Origin of the sequence: Micromonospora sp. NBC_00858 (genome assembly GCF_045207365.1) — a bacterium.
GTDB lineage: Bacteria > Actinomycetota > Actinomycetes > Mycobacteriales > Micromonosporaceae > Micromonospora.
The window spans coordinates 2,208,692-2,229,418 of the sequence record NZ_CP108828.1 but is presented as its reverse complement, the minus strand read 5'-3'; the positions used below and the strand labels follow the sequence as shown (position 1 = coordinate 2,229,418).

Sequence of the window (20,727 nt, the reverse complement as noted above, 5' to 3'; positions counted from 1 at the left end):
CTCCTCAACTGCTCGCCGACGCCTGGGCGTACTGGTTGTCGTAGAGCTTGGACAGGTCCGCCGCGGCGAAGCCGGCCAGATCCTTGATCTGGTCGTCCTGCGCGTTCTGCAGCGTCTGCGCCAGGTTCTCCTCGTGGATCGCGCCGCTCCGGTCGGCATCCTTGGCGAAGTCGTTGACCCAGTAGTCCCAGGCCTTGTCCGCGGCCGCCTTGTCCACCTTCAGTTGCTTGGCGATCACCGTTGACACCGCCTCCTTGTTCGCTGGGTCGTGCATGAAGTCCTGGGTCGCCTTGTAGCCCTTGGCGAACCGGTCGGCCGCGTCCTTGTTCGCGTCCAGCCAGTCCCGCTTGCCGACCACCACGTATGACGCCGCCTTCTGCAGCTCGGGCACCGTGTTGGCCGCGCCGATCACCTTGGCGCCGGTGGCGGTGATCCGGTCGACGTCCGGTGGCGAGCAGAGCACCACGTCGACCGCGCCGGAGATCAGCGCGCTGACCCGGGCGCTGGTCGCGCCGCCGGTGACGAACTTGACCTCGTCCAGGCCGATGTTGTTGGCCTCCAGGAACGCCGTCGCCGAGTGGTAGTCCTCGCTGGAGCCGGCCGAGTTGACGCTGATCGTCTTGCCCTTGAGGTCGGCGACCGAGTTGATCCCCGAGCGGGCCACGACGCTCAGCGGGCTGCCGTTCATCGGGTTCAGGACCATGGTCAGCGAGGGGTCCTTCTGGTACGCGATCATCGTCTGCTGCGCGCTGGCGATGCCGAACTGGGTGGAGCCGCCCAGCACCGACGGCAGCACCTGGGCCGCGCCGCCCTGGAACACCACCGGCTCGAAGTCGATGTTGAACTGGTCGAACAGCTTCTCGTCGCGGGCCACGGCGACCCACAGGTGGGATGCGTTGATGGCGCTCAGGCCGACCTTGACAGTGGTGCGGCCGCCCGGTGCGGAGCCGGTCGACGACGTCTCGTCATTGCCGCCGCAGGCGCTGATGCTGCTCAGCGCGAGCGCGGCCGCCGCAACGGCGGCGATGGTGCGGAAGGTTCGCATGAGGGGACTGCCCTTCTTGACAGGTCTGTTTGAGGGCGTTGGGGCTTGAAGGCGTACGGCGCCGCGCGGCCCGGCTGCGCCGGGTCACGAGGGGTGGTGAGTGGGGTGTGAGGTCAGGTCATCGCCATCGAGGTGCGGACCTCTTCCTCGATGGTCTTCCAGATGTGGTCGTAGATGGCGCCGAACTCGTGTGACCGCTTGAGGTCCAGGCTGCGGGGGCGCTCGAAGGGGACGTCGATGATCTCCTTGATCTGCCCCGGCCGGGCGGTCATCACGACGATCCGATCGGCCAGGTAGATGGCCTCGTCGATCTGGTGGGTGACGAACATGACCGTACGGCCGTCGGTCTGCTGCCACATGCGCAGAAGTTCGGCCTGCATCACCTCGCGGGTCTGCGCGTCCAGCGCGGCGAACGGCTCGTCCATCAGCAGGATGTCCGGCCGGATGGTGAACGCCCGAGCCAGGTTCACCCGCTGGCGCATGCCGCCGGACAGCTCGTGTGGGTAGTACTTCTCGAAGCCCTTGAGCCCGACCAGTTCCAGGTACTCGGTGGCCTGCTGCCGGGCCGTCCTGCGGTTGACGCCCTGTAGCTCCAGGCCGAAGGTCACGTTGCGCAGCACGGTCCTCCAGGGCAGCAGGTTGTCCTGCTGGAACACAAAGCCGCGGTCAGTGCCCGGCCCGGTCTCCGGCCGGCCGTCGATGAGCAGGTCACCCCCGGTTGCTGTCTCGAGGCCGTCGACGATGCGCAGCAGGGTGGTCTTGCCGCAGCCGCTGGCGCCGAGCAGCGCCACGAACTCGCCGGGCTCGATCGTCAAGTTGATGTCTCTGAGGGCGTCGGTGCGGGTTTCGCCGCGGTAGAACGTCTTGACCAGGTTGCGGGCCTCGACCTTGGGCGTGCTCACAGAATCTTGCCTCCGTTCTTACTGCTCTCCCGCCAGGGCGCGATCTTGTTCTCCAAGATGTGCATCGCGCGGATGAAGACCACGCCGATCGCCGCCAGGACAAAGACGCCCATCCACACTGCGGCGGTGTCGAAGTTCTGCGACGAGATGAAGACCCGATGGCCGAGACCGGAGGTGGAGCCGAAGAACTCGGCCACCACCACGCCCATCAGGCCGCGGCCTACGGCCAGCCGAAGGCCGGTGACCATGAACGGGATGGACCAGGGCAGCAGGATCTTGGCGAAGCGCTGGAACTTGCTCGCACCGAACGCCCGGGCCGTCTCAATCAGGTTGGGGTCGGTGGTCCGGATGCCGGCCGTCGTGTTCAGCACAATCGGGAAAACCGCGAGCGTGAACACCACCGCCACCCGAGCGGTCATGCCGATGCCGAAGACCAGGATGTAGAGCGGGGCCAGGGCGATCAGCGGGGTCGAGTAGAGCGCCGACATCCACGGGTCGAGGAAGTCGAAAATCACCTTGTTGACCGCCATCAGGACCCCGAGCAGGACACCCACGATCGCGGCCAGCAGGAAGCCCTGGGCAAATCCGGAGAGGCTCTCCCGGAAGTCCAGCCAGAGCTCGCCGTTGCCGGCCGAGGTACGGAACGAGTCCCAGATGTCGCCGAGCGGCACGATCACCAGCGCGCTGGTGTTCGCGGCGACCACCTGCCAGATGACGCACCCGAGGATCAGGGTGGTGACGGTGTGCAGAACGGTCGAGTGGGCCCGGTAGAAGGCCAGCAGACCCTTCGGCTTGGCGGGTGGGCCGACCGCTTCTTTCATGTCGCCAGCGGTCCGCTCCGTCGTGATGGTCACGAATCCTCCTCGCGTGCGAGGCGTGGTCGCGCCGAATTCGGGGGTCGACGGGCGTTCGGGACGCGCCCCAAGGCCGCGGCGCGGCGGCCTGACGACAGGCGGAACTGAACCCGCATACGGCCGGGTCCCTTCCGCACCCAGCGGACTAATGCCTGGTCACGGGCTGACCCGCCGCTGGACGTGTACGAATTTTGGATCCAAAAAGTTGGTTTGTCAACGGCCTGACAGCAAGATGCGTTCACAGTTCACGGAGGTGAAGCGACTGTTACGGGGACGCTTCCCCGGATGTCCGGCCTGAGCATGCACGGCGTCGAGGTGTGACTGCTCAGCCGAGAACGGCCTCGGGTCCGCGCTCGCGGGTGGCCTTCTCGAACGCCGCCTTGGAGAGGCGGACGTGCGCCCGGGCGGCCCGCTCCGCCTGGTCAGGGTCACCGGAGGCGATTGCGTCCATGATCGCTTGGTGCTCACGCAGCGCCCGGAGTACACCGCCGGCCACCTGCCACTGCCAGGCCAGCCGGCTCTGCCCGCCGAGGTTGTCGGTCACCTGGGCAAGCCTGGCATTGCCGCATTCGTGCCAGATCGCGCGGTGGAAGTCGGTGTCCAGGTCGCGCAGGCCGGCCAGGTCGCCGGCTTCAGCGCACTCGTGCTGCCGGTCCAGGATCGGCTGGAGCACCGTCCGGACGAACCCGGCCGCCTCCGGGCCTGCCTTCGCCACCTTGCGGGCCGCAATCCCGTCCAGGGCCTCGCGCAGCTCGTAGATCTCCAGCATGTCCTGGAGCCTGATTTCCGGAACGTGGAAGCCGCGGTGCGGGATGGCGACGAGGAAGCCATCGCGCTCCAGCGCCGCCAGCGCCGACTTGATCGGGGTCGCGGAGAGGCCGAGCCGCTCGGAGAGCACGCGGACGATGAGCTTGCGGCCACCCGCGAGTTCACCACTGACGATCATCGCCCGGATCTCCTCGTACGCCTTCTGGGCGAGCGTCCGCTGTTCATGAGGCACATGGAATGATGGCATGCCAATCGCGGTTGCTGTCATTCCTGAAGGAGTGGGGCCGTGTCAACCCCCCTCGGCCGGGCTTCTTGTGACCGGTTTGGGCTGTTTCCCGGCTCGGTGCGGAGAAACGCCGATCCCGTACGGCGCATGATCGAGGCGCCGGGAACTGTGTGGTTGTTGGTGTGGCCGTGTTCTTCACCGTCGGTCATGGACGGTTGGCAACGCGGGTGCGGCCCGGTTGCCGGTCATTCCTTCGCCCTGCGACGACACGCGGGCCGTCGGCGTGACCCGCGCTGTCGCTCATTCACGATAAGGTTGCTTCTCGTGAATGAGATCGCGGCGCGGGGGAGCGCCGAACACGTCGACCCTGTCGACCCGAACGAACAGCTGTCGGAGTCGGCGCGGCGGCGTATCCGCGAGTCGGTGCCGGCCTCGACGCGGCGGGCGTACAGCGGTGACTGGCGCCGGTTCACGGTGTGGTGCATGGAAAACAGGCGATCTCACCTTCCGGCGACCGCGGCGACCCTGGCCGAGTATGTCTCGCATCTGGCGGACGAGGGCAAGGCGCCCTCGACAATCGAGCGTGCCATGGCGGCCGTCACGGTCGCGCACGTGAGCGCCGACGCCGAGCCACCCAGTACCCGGCCAGCACGCGCGGTTCTTCGCCGGCACCGTGCGGAACTCGCCGAGGGCGGCCGCGGAGTGCGTAAAGCCAAGGCACTGACCATCACGGCATTGCGCGCGATGGTTGAAACCCTCGACACCTCCACCCTGGCAGGGTTGCGCGACCGCGCCCTCATCGTGGTCGGTTTCGCGCTGGGCGCCCGTCGCAGCGAACTCGCGGCACTCAACATCGCCGACCTCACCTTCACCGAGGACGGTCTGCAGGTCGCCATCCGACGGTCGAAGACCGACAAGGAATCCATCGGCCGCCACACAGCTCTTCCCTACACGTCGCGACCGGCCACCTGCCCCGTACGCACGATAAAGGCATGGCTTGACGCCCTCGCCGAGCGTGGGGAGACGTCCGGACCAGTCTTCCGTCGCATCGACCGGCACGGGAACCTCGGCCGGGCACCCCACGGGCGCGGCGAAGTGAACGGTCGCATCACCGGCCAGGCGGTAGCCATCATCGTCCGGCGCACCGCACTTCGCGCCGGCCTGGACGCCGCCTCTGCTTTCTCCGGCCATTCCCTGCGGCGTGGCTTCGCCACTGAAACCCACCGGCAAGGCAAAAACCCACTGAGAATCGCTCGGCACGGCGGGTGGAAGGACGGCTCCACCACTCTGGCCGGCTACATCGAGGATGCCAACCAGTGGGAGGACAACGCCCTCACCGACGTCGGCATGTGACCACCCAACCCGCTTCTGTCCGAGCACGGTCAACGTGCACATCATGTACAACTGAACGCGAACGGCGTCGTGACGCATCGAGTCGAGCTGCTCGTTCCTGCAGTCACCCTCGGGCCGTTCCAGTTGCTCGGGCCGGGCTGCTAGTCGCGTTCGGCACCAGACCGTGCGCGCCGCGCAAGGGTTTCGGCGTGGCGGCTCGTTCCCGGACTGCTGAGTCACGGACGCCGACTAGCGGCTACCCACGTCGCCTACGGTGCGGGGTTCAGCGTCGAGGGCCCGCGGAAGTCGAAGCCGTCGATGGCGAAGGCGCTGACCAGCCGCCGGGCCTCGCCCGCCGCAACGTCGTCTCCAGCGGCAGCTGCCACCGCGATGATGTCGTGGATGAGCGGCTGGTGACGGGAGACGTTCCAGTAACGATCGCGGTTCCCGACCATTCGCTGCAGCACTTGGAGACAGGCGTGCGGGTGTGCGGCGGCGAGGGTGTGCAGGCGACGCAGCACGTGCACTCCGAGGTCCAGATCTGGGACGAGCTCGAGGGCGTCGTGCAGCTGCTCGAGCGACCAGGCATCGTCGAACTGGCCGCTTGCGAACCAGACGTTGAAGCTGGACAGTTCGGCCGGGTCGCTGCCGTGGCGGACGGCGGCGACGCGATAGTCCCACAGTCGCATGAGGCGGTCGCGGCGTTCGGCCTCGAGCGGTTCGTCGCGGTGGAGGCTGCGGCCGGCCGTGTCGATGATCGTGCTGGTTGCCTCGGTGGGTGCCCGTTCGTAGAACCGTTGCAGCAGCCGGTCGGGGTCGTCCAGGTCGAGCTGGCCGAACCAGAACCGGTTGCCCAGGTGCAGCGCGAGCTGCTGGGCCCTCGCCTGTTCCCACTCGTCGGTAGTGGCCGGGTTGAGCAGGTCGACCGCGCGCCGGTAGTGCGGTCGGAGTAGCGCCCATGCGGCGTCGGTCACCACCTGGTTGCTTAGGTGACCGTTCCAGGCGACCCGCCACACGCCAGCTTGTTCTGGGACCGCCGGCAGGATGCTATCGAGGTGGCTGGCGGTCCAATCGGGGTTCAACCGCAGCAACGTCTGCAGTCGCTGACCGAACATGCCGCGGACCGCCAACGCCGGGTCGCTTTCTGCGGCGACGTGCGCGTCGAGGACCTCCATCACTTCCGGCACGTCACTGGTGCCGGTGCGCCGCTGCGCTCGCAGCCCGTACAAGATCGCGGCGCGCAGCGCCTCCGGCCGCACGGCATCGAGCAAGGCTGCCGCCAACTCGCTCCCTTGCGGTTCGTCAGAAGCGTCGTCGGGATGTGGGTCTGGGTCCGTGCAGGCGGCACTGATGATCGACCAGAGGGCGGGTTCGGCGGCGGCGGGGATCCGGTCAGGGTCAGCGGTTGAGTCGACGGTGAACAACCGCATCACGCCATAGCGGGCGGTGCGCCACAGCCGGGCACGTCGGCGGGTCACCCCGACGGTGAGCTCAGCGAGGGCTTCACTGTCCACCCAGGTTAGAAATGTGGCCAGCCCAGTCCAGTCGAGTCGTTCGCCGGCCGATGCGGCTTGCCAGAAGCCGTCGAGGATCGACGTGACGTACTCCGAGGGCAGCCCGACGAACGCGGCGGCGTCCGACGACCAGCGGCCGGATTCCGCCTGCGCGGCGACCGCGAGCGCGGGTCTGATCGACGACCGGTCCAGTTGCCGCCAGTCCTGCTGTGGCTGCCAATCGCGCAGAAACTGCACCAATGCCGCAGCCGTCAACGACTGCAGCTCGGCAGCGTCGACGTCCGCCCCACTCCAGACCGTGAACACCGCCTGCGGCGGCACCGACAGGTCCGGAGCGGGACCGTACTGGGCGACGAGTGCCTCGTACCGGGCGCGACGGTCGTCGTCCAGCCGGGGCTCGAGGGCGGCGAGCCGGTCGCGGCGCCACCGGTCAACCCGCTGCTGCAGCAACTGCTGGACCGAATCGCCGTCGTCGCCATCGGTGTGGCGAGCCAGCCGCTGTGCCCACTCGCTCGTGTCCGGATCCTGATCGAACGTCGCGCGCAGGCCGGCTACAGCCGACGGTTCCATCCAGGCTTGGCTGGCGGCGGTGAGCAGCAGGTACTCCCGCTCGATGGCGTCGTCAACACGTCGCGCGAGGCCCCTTAGCTGCGCCACGACCAGGTCGGGTGCGTCATGACCACGAAGCTGCAGCAGGTGCAGACGGATCCTGCGCAGGATGTCCGGGCCGTCGTCGGCAAGCGCGGCGACCGTGTCCTGCACGGGGTGGACACCGGCGTCGTGCAACGCGACACCGATCCCGATCAGGGCGTCGACGAGCGCGTTGCGTGCGTCAGTGTCGCGGCGCTGGTCGGGGTCCGGCTCGATGGCCGGGCGCCACAGCTGGGAGCGGTTGGGCCGATCCGTGCTGGCGGCCCTGCTAAGCCGGTCGATGAGCAGTGCGACCACCGGCGCGCCGACGGCACGGGCCACGACGGGTACGGATACCCGTAGCACCTGCACGTAGTCGTAACTGCGCACACCCGCCACGTCCCGGCTGGGTATGTCGGCGAGCACCGCGCGAAGCAGGTCCATCGCGGAGGACGGGTGACCGTCGTCGGCCAGGCGGGCCGCAAGTTCGCCGACTTGGTCGGCGGCGATGACGCCGTAGCGGCCCGGGATGGCCGCCGCTAAAGTCGGCGCCAGTAGTACGGCGTGGTCCGGTGAAACTGCCAGGGCCAGCCTGGTCAGGTCCCACACCACGCGACTGTTCTCGGTTGGCGCCATCCCCAACACCGCCTGGACTGCGTCGCCGGGCACCTCAGCCGCCACCCGGGCGAGATACTCAGACTCCGGCCAGGACGGCATGTCAAGGTTACCGTCGACCGGGTCGAGTCGCGGCTCGGGCGGGAACCGGAAGAAGCCCTTCTCGGTCAGCGGGCCGATCCAGGCGGCCGGTGCCCTGGAGAAGAACCGTTGGCGGGTGACTGGATTCGCCGGCAGCCGCTGCTTAAGTTCATCGGCTAGCGCGGCGCTCGGCTCGCTCGCCAGCAGCAGGTCGAGCCGGTCGAACACGCGGGCGTAGCGTTCCTCGAACCGCTCCAGCACCATATCGAACAGTTCCTCAATCTGCGCGAAGAACCCCTTGAAGTCGCCGTTCAGTGGACGGGCACGTTCTAGGGCGTTCCGATGCGCACGTCCGGCAAGGTTGGCCGACGTCTTGCCAGCCTGCTGCTGCCAGAACACCACTGCGGGATGGTCGGGTGACAGCTCCAGCACCTCGCACACCGCCATGATGCTGCTGATGTGTCCGTCGTTCGACTGCTTGCCCTTACCACCCTTGTCCCTGCCACTCTTACCCTTGCTGCCCGCGCCGTTTTCCAGGTTGGCAGCACCCGGCACCGTTAGTGGTCCGAGGACATAGCGCAGGGCGCTGTCGGTCTCACGCAGCGCGTGGCTGATCAAGTGTGTGGCGCTGCGGTGCGGTGGCGTCTCGGCCAGCATCTGGCACGCGTCGCGGAAGAAGTCCGCCGCACCCTGCCCCACAAGCCGGGCGAGCTGCGCGACGATCCGTGCCTGACGCGGCGACAACGCCGTCGGGTCGTTGCTGCCGTCGGCGTCGAGCCCCGCCAAGGCGACCTCCTTCATGGATGCTTCCCCCCGGGCTGCCGGCCGCTGTCTCTTTCGGCCATCAAACGATGGCGGCGTGAATCGCCGTGCCGCGGCGCCGTCGCCTCGGCGCACCGGACAGCCATCTGTTGTAGGAGGTCCGCCAGGCCAAGCTCAGCAGGAAACGGCTGCGGGAGCGACATGCCGACCAGTGTCCGCCGCCGACAAGCCATGTGACCACTCAGTTCTGCACCGACAGATCCATTCCGCGGGGTGGCCAAGTGCCCGACAATCGACCGGGCCAGACGTCGTCAACAACCCGGAAAAACGATCGCCGTCGCAGTTCAACGTCGAGGCTCGAGGTGTGGGCAGAGGCGGCGCTGGTGGTAGCCGCCTGGAACATGAAGGCCGACGGCCGCCCAGAATGCTTGTGAGCTCCGAAAGTGGCCGCCGAGCGTGTGCCACGACAACCCGGGGTACTCGGCGCGGAGGGCGGCGAGGCCAGCGCTTGCCAGGCCCTGTCGCCGGTATCGGGTGTGGGTGTGGGGCTGCTCGACCCACCCGATCCGGCAGCGGCGGCAGATCCGATAGTCGACCGCGAACGCGAAGTCGCCGGCGAGGTTGGCGGCGCGGGTGCGCCAGCCGTGCCGTTCAGCGGAGAGCGTGTCCTGCCAGGGCGTTATCAGCACCGGCACGGCGGGCCAGCCGGCCCGACGTCCCCATCGTCCTCGGGTGAGCCAGCTGACCAGCTCCCGCCAGGGCTCGCGTCCGGACACCCGGCCTACCTCGCCAACCTGTGCCACAAGTTGGCGCACCGCCTCGCCCCGCTCGGCGTCCGTCCGGTCCGCGTCGTCGTCGCTCACAAGACGCCGCTTGATCGGTCCGGCCGGTCCCAGTACGCCACCAGCGTCCGGCGCATGCCGGCGTCGAGCATCGCCTTGACACTGCCCCGGCCGGCGGCGACGGAGCCGAACTGCCGGAAATCAAGGTCGCGCTCGCCGAGCAGCTGGTGGGCGATGAACAGCGACGGCTCCGCCTCGTCGGGGCAGAGCCGCCGCCACATCTCTTCGGCGTACCGCTCGGCGGCGTCCACCAGGCTGGCGTCCTCGCGGTCGGTCCGCGTCACCACGGCCACTAGTCGAAGTCCTGCTGCGGTGAACACTCGACTCGAATCGCGCCGCGAGGTGCGGAACTGGTGCTCGTCCACCGTGCGCAGGCGGGGCCCGGCGTGCTCGCTCAGCAGGCCAGCGCCTCCTTGCGGTACGACCGCGCCCGCCGCGTCATCCACGCCGGCCACACTACGCTCCCCGCCAGGCGGCAGGGAGCGCCGACGACACGGGACATGCGCCACCGGCCAGCCAACGCTGATTCGGCAGCGTCACCTACGGCTGCGCGGAGGCGTCACCGATCAACCCCTTGCCGGTCAGCTTCTTGAGGTCATGCTGGGCCCACTCCACCACCTGCGGCCACGGCAACCGCAGCGCTCCCTGGTGCTTGAGGATGAACGCCCACAGGGGGCTGCCCTCCGGCTGGCGCCAGGCGTTGGTCAGGGACACCAGCCAGGTGCCCTGGTCGAGGTCGGCGGTCCAGTCGCCCAGGGCGGACCGGACCAGTGCCCGGTACAGTGCGCGGGGACCGCTGCCGGAGTAGCCCCAGGTGTAGCCGGGCTCGCTGCCCGGGTTGGGCAGGGGGTCCACCTGCATGTGGCCGTCGGGGCGGGGGGTCAGGGCGAACACGGCCGCCGGGCGGCCGCCGTCGCTGGCGATGACCGTCTGCTCGCCCCAGCCGTCGGGCAAGTTGGTGGGCCACTCAGCGGTATAGGAGGTTTCGCCGGGGGCGGGGTCGCCGTCCTCGACGACGAGACGGCCGGCTGGGTCCCGGTAGAGGGCCGCCACCTCACTGACCGCGCGGTCCATCATGCGGTACTCGCGGATAACGTCGATGTTGGTCTCCAGCACCAACAACCGGGCGAGCCGGCGCGACGGCGCGGCGAGCATCTGGTCGCGCTCGACGTCGCTGAGCCGCCGCAGGCCCTTGCGCCACTGGTCGATCACCGGTCCCTCACCGCTGACGGTGCAGCGGGTCGGCGCGGCGAACACGACCTCGGCGTGGCTGCGGTGCAGGGCGACCCCGGCGAGACGGGCGGTGTGCCACAGCGCGTCGGCAACCGGGGAGTCCCAGGGCAGGTCGGCCTCCTCCGTGCGCAGCGCCAGCAGTTCCGCGGCGACGGCGTCCGGGTCGTACGGCTCGCCGGCGGCGGTGCCGACCACGTGCTCGACGTCGATGCTGGGCCAGTCGGGGCGGGCCGGGCGGGCGACGATGTACCAGCCCTCGCCGCGGTCGCGGCTGGTGCGGTGGCGGGTCTGCTCGTCGCGCAGGGTCTGCATGGCCTCGGCCGCGAGCAGTCGGAAGGCGTGCGAATAGCGCAGGTGTACCCCTGCGTCGACGGCGGCGGCCACCCGGTCACGCGTGGCGGGCCAGCCGGTGGTGGTGTCAAGCACGGTGACGGTGCCGGACTCGCCGTAGGCCTGCATCAGCCGGACCGCGTCCGGGGTGCAGGTGCGGTAGTACCACAGGGGCACCGGCCGGCCGAGGACCTGCTGGATCTCGCTGGCGTCGACGTAGCCGATGTAACTGGTTTCCACCCACCGGGGATCCACCGACGCCTCCTGGTCGTCGCCGCCCGATCCCCGGCCCGTGAGGAACCGGGGCAGCCAGCTGGCGGCCGCCGCCTCGGTGTGCGGTGCCTGCAGCCGGAACGCCTCGATGCTGTGGTGTTCCTCGTCCATGCCGAACAGGATCGACTCGGGCACGAGCACCACAGCGTCGGCCCAGAACACCGGGTGGAGCACATCGGCGGCGGCCCGCACGGCAGCCTCGGAGCTGAGCCCGAAGTCGTTGTGCCGCATGACGTACACGACGTGGCCACGCGGGGTGTCGTACACGATGACTGACACTGTCTGCGGGTCGTGGTCCTCCACGAGCAGGTCACGCCGCTCGATGATCGGCACAGGCGCGTGTGCCGGCTCCCAGTCGATCGGCCAGTCGGCGTCGTCCGGCACCGGCCGCTGTGTACGCCGGCACCAGGCGTCGATGGTCCGGGCGTGCCAGTACGGCCGGCCGTCCGGGTCATGGCCGTCAGGGTTGGCCAGCCGTCCGGCGCTCTGTAGCGCCCGGGCCCGGCTGTCGCTCATGCCGACTCGCCGCGCGTACTGGGCGAGGGTGTACCGGGCTTCGTCGCCACGTGCCATGTTCCCTCCTAAGGGGTGTATCCTCATGAGACCTATAGACGAACACCGTATCCGAGGGCGAGCGGTTCTCCAACCCTGGGCTGACGCTACCGCGTGGACAGCCTGAGAAAGTGGTCTCGGTCGGTGGCCCAGCGGGCGAATGGGGCCACGGCGAGGGAGATCAGGCGGCGGAAGCCGTCCCAGCCAGGGGCGCGCCGGATCAAGCGTTTTGCCGGCCAATTCACAGGAAACCGTCGGTGGGACCCTGGTTCGGGGGATAGACACCGCCATGCACCCTGTAGAACGGCTTCTCGTGATGCTCCATCAGCGTCAACCGCCCTGGGATGTCCGTAGGGGTTTCGGGTTTCGACGTTTTGCTGCTGATGGGGGCCGTCGTCGGTCGGTCGCCCTATCGTGTGCGTCACGGAAGACAGCTGGCCCAAGCTGTGATGTTGGAACGGCGCCAGATGCACGAAGGGCCCGCATAAGCGGGCCCCAAGGCGGGCGCGGGAGCCCCGGAGGCATCCTGCGGCTCTGAGACTAACAGCGCTTTGTTGGTCGCGTGGGGCTTCAGCCTTCCTCGACCTGGCCGAGGAGCTTTTCGGCGCCCGGCTGCTCGACGATGACCTGCGAGTCCGCCAGCAACAACGGCGAGGATGCCGCCCGGGACGCTACGTTCGTCTTGATCGGCCCGGTAACAACGTCCGCCGGTGGCACTGAATGGCCAGCACTAGGTGGAGCCGGCCGCGCGGGCCAGCGGGGGATCAGACGTCTTGGGTCCTCAACGTCCCAGGCGACGATCCGGTCATCATCAGATCGTCCATTCCGTACACCAGCGAGACTAGGGCAAAGGATGAACACCACGTCGTCACGTAGCGTAGCGGGGGGCAAGATTCCGGGCGGCACACCGGCGGCCCCGGTGGCTCAAGTTAGTGAGAGGACTCAGGCGATGGCTCGAGTTATTGAGAATGGCCCGAGATGAATGAGAAAGGACAACAGGGTGACATCCGGCGGGCGACGCGGCTCCCGCCAGCCCAGCACGACTGATTCGATAATGCACATTATGTAAAGTAAAGCGATCTGGGCGTCCCCTCGGTCGGGGCGGACGGCGACCTCATGGCGATGTGGACATGGGAACGAACTGCGTCACCTCGTACATCCCGAGCCCGGTGTAGAGCCGACGCGGGACCGGGTAGCCGTCGTCGCCACGAGGGCCGACGATCGCCTGGGTAGCCCCGAGGTCACAGGCCACCTGGAAGATCTTCGTGCAGAGCGCTCCCGCCAGGCCGCGCTTGCCGTGGTCCGGGGCGGTCCCGACCGGTTCGACGAGCACACATCCAGCTTCGAGGTCCAGCCAGGCCAACCCGAAGGCCGCGAACGAACCGTCCGCGGCGACCGCCACCACATCCAGCTCGGCCCGGTAGACCGGCGAGGCCGTCACGGCACGATGCTTGTCGAGCGAGTAGCTCGACCCGGGCTCGGTACCGGTCACCGGCAGGCCCAGCATCTCCTTGATCCTCGCCGGCGCCCAGCACCGGCGGTGCACGTCGACCCGCTCGGCTAGCTCATCGTCGCGGACAGCACGGATGGTGTACCCGTTGACGTCGGTGCGCGCCGCCAGGTCGGCAAGCTGCGTCAGGTCACGCCACAGCTGCACGAACCAGGGCCCGTCGGCGCTACGAAGGCCACGCTCGGCCAAGGCTCGAATGAGGCCCACGTCCGCCCGGGACACCTCGACGCTGACGTGGGGTGCCAGGTCAAGCAGCTCACCTACCGCGGCGGCCCGCTGCGCGGCAGTCGCGGCGGGCCCCATGTGCAGGGAGGCCTGTGCCGGCTCGCCTGATACTGCCGAATGCCACACGTCGGCGAATCCCACCAGCGGATCGCCCCAGCCAAGGGTGGCGTCCGGGACCGGGCTGCCGTCCCCGTGGGCGCCGGCCCAGGCGACATTGCCAATGTGCAGGCGCTGTTGAGGGGTCCACGATCGCTGGACGCAGGCCAGCCGCTGGCCGAGATCGCCGCTGCTCATGGGCCCAGTGAGCCCTGGCGACGGCCGTACGGTCAAGCCGTTTCCGCTGCGGACTACGTCCGGGCGACCCGCTCATGCCCCCGGGCGGCCCGGGGCGACGGCGACCACCCGAGACGACGGCTGGGGCCGCGTTGGCCCCGCTCTCCCCTCTTCTCCCCTTGCCGGGAAACCCGAAAATGCTGCATAATATCCCTTATGCATCACAAACAGGACGAATCGCTCATGGCTTTGATCGAGGAGTTCCTGACCGCCCGGGCGACTCGCAAGCCCTCCCCCCACACTCTCGCCGCGTACCGGCGGGACCTGCACGCGGTGGCTGCCCTGGTTGCCGAGGATGACACCGCTCCCCTCCCCCACGAGACACTGTTGATCACCGACCTCTCCCCCCGGGTGATGCGGGCGGCCTTCGCCCGGTTCGCCGCACCCCGGGCCGCAGCGTCGGTGCATCGGGCCTGGTCCACCTGGAACAGCTTCTTCACGTTCCTGGTGGCCGATGGGGTGGTGGCGGGCAATCCGATGCCGGCCGTCGGCCGCCCCCGGGCACTACTCCCCCAGCCGAAGCCGTTGCGCGGCGCCGACACCCCCGAGCTGCTGCTCGCCTCGGCCGCGCGCGACGACGGCCGGCAGCGCGACCCGTGGCCGGAGCGGGATGTGGCGGTGCTGGCGGTGGCGCTCTGTGCCGGGCTGCGGCTGTCGGAGCTGCTCGCGCTGCGGGTCAGCTCGCTGGCCGGTCGGCCCGGTGAACGGCGGGTCGAGGTGGTCGGCAAGGGCGGGCGGCCACGGGTGGTGCCGATCGAGGCGGACCTGGACCGGGTGCTGGTGGACTACCTGGACAGTCGGGCCCGGCGGTTCGGGTCGCGGTCGGTACGCCCCGACTCGGCGTTGCTGGTGGACCGGCACGGCGAGCCGCTGCGCCGCGGTGGGCTCCAGTACCTGGTGGAGTCGTGTTACCGGCGGGCGGGCATCGGTGACCGGGTGCCGCGTGGGGCGCGGTTGCACGCGCTGCGGCACACGTTCGCCACCCGGCTTGCCGAGGACGGGGCGAGTGCTGCGGAGATCATGCGGTTGCTGGGGCACGCGTCGTTGGCGTCGTCGCAGACGTACATCGAGGTGACGGCCGGGCAGCAGCGCGACGCGGTGCGGGCCAACCGGACCAACCGCGCGCTGGCCGCGCTCGTACCGGCCGACCAGGCGGGCGCGGCGCGGTGAGTGCGCTCAGTGGGCTCGTTGGTCGCTGTCGTTGGCGGTGGTGGGCAGTGTGCCGAGTACCGCGTTGATGATGTGGATCCGGGTGTTGTTGGTGGCCTGGTAGTCGGCGCATACGGCGTCGGCGCGGTCGGCGAGCCGGACGGTGGGGCCGGTGCGGGTGATGGTGACGGTGGTGCCGTCGAGGGTGGTTGCGGTGCCGGCGTTCACCAGGTCGTCGACTCGGTGGGCTCCCGCGATCAGGTGTGCTTTGAGCAGGGTGCGCAGCTGGTCGGTGTGGCGGACCATCAGGTCGTCCCAGTTGTCCTCGGAGAACTTGGCGGCGAAGGCGTCGTCGGAGGGCGCCAGGATGGTGACGCCGGTGCCGGTGGGCAGGTCGGTGAGGACGCCGCTGGTGCGCAGGGCCGCTTCGAAGGTGGTGAGGGTGGGGATCCACCGCAGCGCCTGGTCGACGGGTTGGCCAGCGAGGAAGGTCGGGTTTCCGGGTTCGGTGCCGGTGGGCAGGGCGGCGCAGAGCGGTCCGGTGACCTGGGGTGCCGCGTCCGCGCGGGGAGCGGCGGGGGCGCCGGTGCATGCGGTGACGGCCAGCAGCAGGGCCGGCACGAGAAGCCGGAGGAGCCGAGGGTGCCGCGGTGGGGTGCCGTTCGGTGAGGTGGGGTGCGACACGGCGGTCTCCACGGGTCGGGGTTGGGTGGATGGGGTGTGCCGGCGGCGCGGGCGTGGTGCCCGTGCCGCCGGCACGCTGGTTCGGCTAGCTGGCGGTCACAGTGCCGCGCACTGGGTGGTGCGTGGACCGTGCACGGTGTTGGCGACGCCGAGGTTGATCGGGGCGGGGCTGTTTGCGGTGCAGCTGAGCGGGCCGCGGATGGTGCTGCCGGCCAGCAGGGGTGCGTCGGTGCCGGTGGTGTTGCCGGACAGGCTGACCGGGCCGGCGATCGTGACGTCGATGATGGAGATCGCGTCGGTGGTGTCCGCGATCTGGACCGGGCCGTTGATGGTGCTGTCGGCGAGGACGACGCCGGCGGCGCGGGTGGCGCTGATCGGGCCGCTGACGGTGGTTCCGGTCGCGACGAGTGCCGCGCCCGCCCGGACGGTGACCGGGCCGCTGATGGTGGCGTCGGCGGCGCAGGTGAAGCCGGAGACGACCAGCGGTCCGTTACGTCGGCCGGTGAGGGTCGGGTAGATGCGTTCGCCGTCGGTCAGCTTCTCCACGCCCTTGGTGTCGAGCAGCAGCGGGATGAGGCCGCGTTCGGGCTGGTTGAGCGGTACGTAGTAGCCGTCGCCGGTCTTGATGACCTTCCAGCCATGTGCGGCGATGCGTTGCGCGACGGTGGTGCCCACGCCGCCTGGTCCGTCGGTGCGTGCCCCGTTGTACTGCTCGTCGGTGAGCTTGTAGGCGCACGGCGCGTTGTCGAGGATGAGGTCGGCGCGGGGTGCGTCGAGCGGCGGCGGGCTGTCGCCCGGGTGCGGGGCGGGGTGGGCGGGGATCGGCCGGGAGCCGCGGAAGACGAGGCGGCCGGTGTTGGCGGCCTGGATCTCGATGGACTCGGCGCGAGCGTCGAGGATCTCGCCGCGGTCGGCCCGGTGGTAGTCGAGGAACTGGTGGAAGGTCCACAGGGCGGAGTAGGTCTTGCGGCGCCGGTTGTTGGCGGAGTTGCCCTCGTCGGGTCGGGTCTGTCCGCCGGAGCTGCGCAGTTCCAGCAGGGAGTTGGCGACGTTCTTGAGCCCGAGGGTGTTCCGCAGGATGGTTTCCTCGCTGAGGCCGACGTTGCCGCCGCCTTCGCAGCCGTAGGGGCAGGCCCACCAGCCGGCTTCGGCGCCCTTGGCGTACATGTGGCCTTCGATCATGTCCTGGGACTGGTCGAAGATGGGCTGGGCGACGTTCTGGTGGCGGGGCGGCAGCATCGGCAGGTCACCGGCGCGGGAGTTGCCGAACTCGTGGCCGTCGTAGCCGGCGACGGGTCGGTAGTCGCGGACCATCTTGATGTACGCGGCGGTCTCCGGCTGGCGGATCAGCGAGTAGTCCCGGTTGAGGTCCTGGCCGGTGGAGTTGCCGCGGGTGTTGGCTGCCCGGCCGTCACCGTTGATGGTGGGGACGATCAGGACGTTGGTGCGGCTGAGCAGGTCCGTGATCCGGGGGTCGGTGCTGAAGGCGAGTTGCCGGGCCATGATGAGGCAGGCTTCGCGGTCGCCCGGTTCGTTGCCGTGCACGTTGCAGTTGATGGCCACGGGTGCGGTGGCGGCGACGGCCGCCGGGGTGGCCGCCGGGGTGGGGTAGCCGATGACCATCATGTTGATGGGTCGGTTCTGGACGGTGCGGCCGAGCTCGACGACGCGGACCCGGTCGCTGAGGGCGTCGACGGCGGCGGTGTAGGCGTACTCGTCGGTGTCGCTGGTGTACTGCGCGGCGTGGGCGGTCTCCCACTGGGTGCGCAGTTGCTCGCCCGCGGTTCCGGGGTTACCCCAGGGTGCGGTGGTGGTGGCGACGACCGGGTCGGAGTAGGGCTGTTCGGTGGTGCCGGCGCGGGCGCGTACCCGCCATTGGAACGTGTCTCCGGGGTTGAATCCGGAGTCGGCGAAGGTGGGTGACTGTTGGTTGATCTGGCGGTTGGGGCGCCAGATACCGACGATGGTCGGTGCGCCGGTGGGGGTGCCGTTGGCGTCGACGGCGGTGCGTTCGATCTGGTAGTCGGTCGCGCCGTCGACGGGTTGCCAGGCGAGGGTGGCGTACCCGTCGGCCTGGCGGACGGTGAGGGCGGCGACCTGGTTCGGTTCCGCGGCACTCTGCGCGTTGGCGGGGGTGGGTGCGATGGCAAGGGTGACAGCGAGAAGTGTGGATATGGCAATGACGGTGGGTCGCTGGCGTCTCATGTGGCCTCCGACTGGTTGATCGTGGCACGGCTCGCTCAGCATGATCGTCGGAGATCGTCGATGCAATGATCTTGAGGGAATCTTGCGACTCAGCCACGCCGGGTGGTCTGGGTTGACCCGTTTCAGCCGAGGTCGACCAGCAGGGGGCGGTGGTCGGAGATGGTGGACAGCGGCGCGGTGACGGCCCGTACCGGTGGTAGCTGGTCGAGGGCCTGCCGGTCGGCGAGGATGTGGTCCAGTTGGACGCGGGGTTGCCCGGACGGGTAGGTCGGGCGGCGGCCCAGTGGGCGCCAGCCGGAGATGAGTCGGGCCGGGCCGGCGGGCAGGTTGAGGTCGCCGAGCAGGACGCGGGGGCCGGGCAGCGCGCGCAGGGCGCGGATGGTCTGGCGTAGCTGGCGGGCGTTCCAGCCGGGGACGAAGGACAGGTGGGTCGCGGCCACGGTGAGCGGGCCGTGCGGGGTGTCCAGGACGGCGGCGAGGACGACGCGGGGTTCGTCGTGCAGCAGGATGAGGCCGCCGCCGGGGCCGGGGACGTAGACCGGGGAGCGGACGGGTGCGGGCTTGAGTCGGGTGACCTGCCAGCTGCGCACCGGGTGTCGGCTGATCAGGCCGATGCCGTAGCAGGGTTCGCCGTGGCCGTCGTCGTCGTGGCGCAGGGGGCGGAATTTTTCGCCGGGGGTGCCGACGACGGCGGCCGCGAAGCGGTGGTGGGGTGCGTCGAGGGCGCGGGCCGCGATGGCGGTGAGGTCGAGGTTGCCGCTGCGGCTCTGGTCGCGGTCGACCTCCTGCAGGGCCAGCACGTCGGCGTCGAGGGCGCGGACGGCGGCGGTGAGTCGGTCGGGGTCGACGAGCCCGTCGGTGAGGGATCGTCCGTGCAGCAGGTTGAAGGTGGCCAGGCGCACTCCTGCACCTTACGTCCCCGTGGCAGGGTTGCCGGGTGGTCAAGGTGCTGCTGTGTTCGGTCCTGGTGTTCGTGGCGATTGGCGCGTTGGGGGTGTGGCTGAGGAGGGCGCGGGGTCGCTGACCTCGCTCGGGGCTGGGGTGAGGCTGGCCACTTCGGTGGTGGTTGGGTGGGCCGGGGTGGGGAGAATGGCCGCCCGTGGACCCCGTTTCGCTGACCACCCTGCTCGCTGCCGCCGCCATGGCCGGTTGGGTCGATGCCGTGGTCGGTGGCGGCGGGTTGCTGCTGCTGCCGGCGTTGCTGGTGGCCGCGCCCGGCCTGCCGGTGGCCACGGCGCTGGGCACCAACAAGCTGGCGGCGATCTTCGGCACCGCCACGGCGGCTGCGACGTACGCCCGACGGACCAAGATCGACTGGCGGGTGACGGGGCCGGCGGCGGGGCTGGCGGTGCTCAGCGCGGGGGTGGGCGCCGCGCTGGCCGGCTCGGTGCCGGCGTCGGCGTACCGGCCGGTGGTGTTGGTGGTGCTGGTGTCGGTGGCGCTGTTCGTGCTGCTGCGCCCCCGGCTGGGGGTGGTGGCGATGCCGCAGCGGCGGACAACGGTGCGGGTGGCGGCGGTGGTCGCCGTGGCCGGGGTCGGCATCGCGCTGTACGACGGGTTGATCGGTCCGGGCACCGGCACGTTCCTGGTGCTGGCGTTCACCGCGTTGGTGGGCGCGGACTTCGTGCACGGCTCGGCGATGGCGAAGGTGGTCAACGCGGGCACGAACCTGGGTGCGCTGGTGGTGTTCGGGGTGACCGGGCACGTGTGGTGGCTGCTGGGGGCGGGCATGGCGGTGTGCAACATCGCCGGCGCGGTGCTGGGGGCGCGGATGGCGTTGCGCCGCGGGTCGGGGTTCGTGCGGGTGGTGCTGCTGGTCGTGGTGGTGGCGTTGGTCGCCAAGCTCGGATACGACCAGTGGCTGGCCCGGTGAGCCCGCGCTGATGCCGGTACGCGCGGAGCACGACCGTGCCGTCCTGGCCGACCTGCTGGGGCGTGATCCGGTGCTGCACGCCTACCAGTTGGGCGACCTGGACGACTTCTTCTGGCCGTACACGTCATGGTTCCGCCGCGGTGAGCAGGTCGCGTTGCTCTATCACGGGGTGGACCCGCCGACGCTGCTGGCGTTCGCGGCGCCGGCGGACACCGCGGCGCTGGCGGCGTTGCTGGCCGACCTGGCGCCGGTGCTGCCCGCCCGGCTGTACGCGCACCTGTCCCCCGGGCTGAGCGACGCCCTGGCCGGGTCGTTCCGGCTGGATTCCGGCGGCGCGCACCACCGGATGGCGTTGACCGATCCGGCCCGGCTGGCGGCGGTGCGCCCGGCGGGTGTGGTGCTCGGCGCGGCGGACCTGCCGCGGCTGCGCCGCCTGTACGCGCAGGCGTACCCGGAGAACTGGTTCGATCCCCGGATGGTGGCCACCGGGCAGTACCTGGGCGTACGCGAGGGCGGTGAGCTGGCGGCGGTGGCCGGCGTGCACGTGTGGTCCCCGGTGTACCGGGTGGCGGCGTTGGGCAACGTCACGACCCATCCGCGCTGGCGGGGGCAGGGCCTGGCGGCGGCGGTGGTGGCGGCGCTGTGCGGACGGCTGCGCGAGACCGTCGAGCACGTCACGCTGAACGTGAAGGCGGACAACGCGGCTGCGGTGCGGCTGTACGAGCGGGTGGGTTTCACCCGGGTCGCCGACTACGACGAGTACACGCTGACCGCCCGGTAGCGGCGGCG

At 69.9% G+C, this 20,727-nt stretch carries 16 protein-coding genes; 4 read left to right on the top strand and 12 right to left on the bottom strand.

Going from position 1 to position 20,727, the window contains the following annotated elements; all coding sequences use genetic code 11:
* Positions 1 to 4 precede the first annotated feature (4 nt).
* The 4 genes from OG990_RS10495 to OG990_RS10480 form a co-directional block, all read right to left on the bottom strand.
* Entirely contained in the window at positions 5 to 1,045 is a 1,041-nt protein-coding gene (locus OG990_RS10495) for an ABC transporter substrate-binding protein (protein WP_406080123.1), read from the bottom strand.
* A 113-nt stretch (positions 1,046 to 1,158) separates the two neighbouring features.
* Entirely contained in the window at positions 1,159 to 1,947 is a 789-nt protein-coding gene (locus OG990_RS10490) for an ABC transporter ATP-binding protein (RefSeq protein WP_406080121.1), read from the bottom strand.
* On the bottom strand, positions 1,944 to 2,801 hold the full coding sequence (locus OG990_RS10485; protein WP_406080120.1) for an ABC transporter permease: 858 nt from the start codon (positions 2,799 to 2,801) through the stop codon (positions 1,944 to 1,946). The genes OG990_RS10490 and OG990_RS10485 overlap by 4 nt, the downstream gene beginning before the upstream one ends.
* A 325-nt stretch (positions 2,802 to 3,126) precedes the next feature.
* Positions 3,127 to 3,801 carry a GntR family transcriptional regulator gene (locus tag OG990_RS10480; RefSeq protein WP_406080119.1) on the bottom strand — a complete coding sequence of 225 codons (675 nt, stop codon included), beginning with the start codon at positions 3,799 to 3,801 and terminating at the stop codon, positions 3,127 to 3,129.
* Between the two features lie 318 nt (positions 3,802 to 4,119).
* Here OG990_RS10480 and OG990_RS10475 point away from each other — a divergent pair, with 318 nt between their 5' ends.
* The gene (locus OG990_RS10475; RefSeq protein WP_406080117.1) at positions 4,120 to 5,148 is read left to right on the top strand and encodes a tyrosine-type recombinase/integrase; all 1,029 of its coding nucleotides are present in this window, start codon (positions 4,120 to 4,122) and stop codon (positions 5,146 to 5,148) included.
* Positions 5,149 to 5,396: 248 nt separating this feature from the next.
* On the opposite strand, the gene OG990_RS10470 is transcribed toward OG990_RS10475, so the two are convergent.
* From OG990_RS10470 to OG990_RS10450, 5 genes are all read right to left on the bottom strand, one after another.
* A complete protein-coding gene (locus tag OG990_RS10470) occupies positions 5,397 to 8,864 on the bottom strand; it encodes a hypothetical protein (protein ID WP_406080116.1) in 3,468 nt (1,155 codons plus the stop codon).
* 209 nt (positions 8,865 to 9,073) lie between these two features.
* On the bottom strand, positions 9,074 to 9,592 hold the full coding sequence (locus OG990_RS10465) for a hypothetical protein (RefSeq protein WP_406080114.1): 519 nt from the start codon (positions 9,590 to 9,592) through the stop codon (positions 9,074 to 9,076).
* Positions 9,589 to 10,017 carry a hypothetical protein gene (locus OG990_RS10460; RefSeq protein ID WP_406080113.1) on the bottom strand — a complete coding sequence of 143 codons (429 nt, stop codon included), beginning with the start codon at positions 10,015 to 10,017 and terminating at the stop codon, positions 9,589 to 9,591. The genes OG990_RS10465 and OG990_RS10460 overlap by 4 nt, the downstream gene beginning before the upstream one ends.
* Before the next feature lie 94 nt (positions 10,018 to 10,111).
* Positions 10,112 to 11,980 carry a hypothetical protein gene (locus OG990_RS10455; RefSeq protein WP_406080112.1) on the bottom strand — a complete coding sequence of 623 codons (1,869 nt, stop codon included), beginning with the start codon at positions 11,978 to 11,980 and terminating at the stop codon, positions 10,112 to 10,114.
* Between the two features lie 1,093 nt (positions 11,981 to 13,073).
* Positions 13,074 to 13,988 (bottom strand): hypothetical protein, encoded by a 915-nt coding sequence (locus OG990_RS10450; protein WP_406080111.1) that lies wholly within the window; start codon positions 13,986 to 13,988, stop codon positions 13,074 to 13,076.
* A gap of 222 nt (positions 13,989 to 14,210) precedes the next feature.
* Here OG990_RS10450 and OG990_RS10445 point away from each other — a divergent pair, with 222 nt between their 5' ends.
* Positions 14,211 to 15,197 (top strand): tyrosine-type recombinase/integrase, encoded by a 987-nt coding sequence (locus OG990_RS10445; RefSeq protein WP_406080110.1) that lies wholly within the window; start codon positions 14,211 to 14,213, stop codon positions 15,195 to 15,197.
* Between the two features lie 6 nt (positions 15,198 to 15,203).
* Here the strand turns inward: OG990_RS10445 and OG990_RS10440 are convergent, their stop codons facing one another.
* The 3 genes from OG990_RS10440 to OG990_RS10430 form a co-directional block, all read right to left on the bottom strand.
* Positions 15,204 to 15,860, bottom strand: a complete 657-nt coding sequence (locus OG990_RS10440) for a fasciclin domain-containing protein (protein ID WP_406080109.1) — start codon at positions 15,858 to 15,860, stop codon at positions 15,204 to 15,206.
* A 96-nt stretch (positions 15,861 to 15,956) separates the two neighbouring features.
* Complete coding sequence (locus OG990_RS10435; protein ID WP_406080107.1) at positions 15,957 to 18,065, bottom strand: M14 family zinc carboxypeptidase; 2,109 nt, start codon at positions 18,063 to 18,065, stop codon at positions 15,957 to 15,959.
* 122 nt (positions 18,066 to 18,187) lie between these two features.
* The gene (locus tag OG990_RS10430; protein WP_328416596.1) at positions 18,188 to 18,967 is read right to left on the bottom strand and encodes an endonuclease/exonuclease/phosphatase family protein; all 780 of its coding nucleotides are present in this window, start codon (positions 18,965 to 18,967) and stop codon (positions 18,188 to 18,190) included.
* A 197-nt stretch (positions 18,968 to 19,164) separates the two neighbouring features.
* On the opposite strand from OG990_RS10430, the gene OG990_RS10425 reads away from it, so the two are divergent.
* Entirely contained in the window at positions 19,165 to 19,938 is a 774-nt protein-coding gene (locus tag OG990_RS10425) for a TSUP family transporter (RefSeq protein WP_328416594.1), read from the top strand.
* A 10-nt stretch (positions 19,939 to 19,948) separates the two neighbouring features.
* On the top strand, positions 19,949 to 20,719 hold the full coding sequence (locus OG990_RS10420) for a GNAT family N-acetyltransferase (RefSeq protein ID WP_406080105.1): 771 nt from the start codon (positions 19,949 to 19,951) through the stop codon (positions 20,717 to 20,719).
* Positions 20,720 to 20,727: the final 8 nt, after the last annotated feature.

What these genes read in the sequence shown, in the direction of transcription:
- OG990_RS10495 (WP_406080123.1), bottom strand. Translation starts at nt 1,045, where the DNA reads ATGCGAACCTTCCGCACCATCGCCGCCGTTGCGGCGGCCGCGCTCGCG.
- OG990_RS10455 (WP_406080112.1), bottom strand. Translation starts at nt 11,980, where the DNA reads ATGGCACGTGGCGACGAAGCCCGGTACACCCTCGCCCAGTACGCGCGG.
- OG990_RS10450 (WP_406080111.1), bottom strand. Translation starts at nt 13,988, where the DNA reads ATGAGCAGCGGCGATCTCGGCCAGCGGCTGGCCTGCGTCCAGCGATCG.
- OG990_RS10445 (WP_406080110.1), top strand. Translation starts at nt 14,211, where the DNA reads ATGGCTTTGATCGAGGAGTTCCTGACCGCCCGGGCGACTCGCAAGCCC.
- OG990_RS10435 (WP_406080107.1), bottom strand. Translation starts at nt 18,065, where the DNA reads ATGAGACGCCAGCGACCCACCGTCATTGCCATATCCACACTTCTCGCT.
- OG990_RS10420 (WP_406080105.1), top strand. Translation starts at nt 19,949, where the DNA reads ATGCCGGTACGCGCGGAGCACGACCGTGCCGTCCTGGCCGACCTGCTG.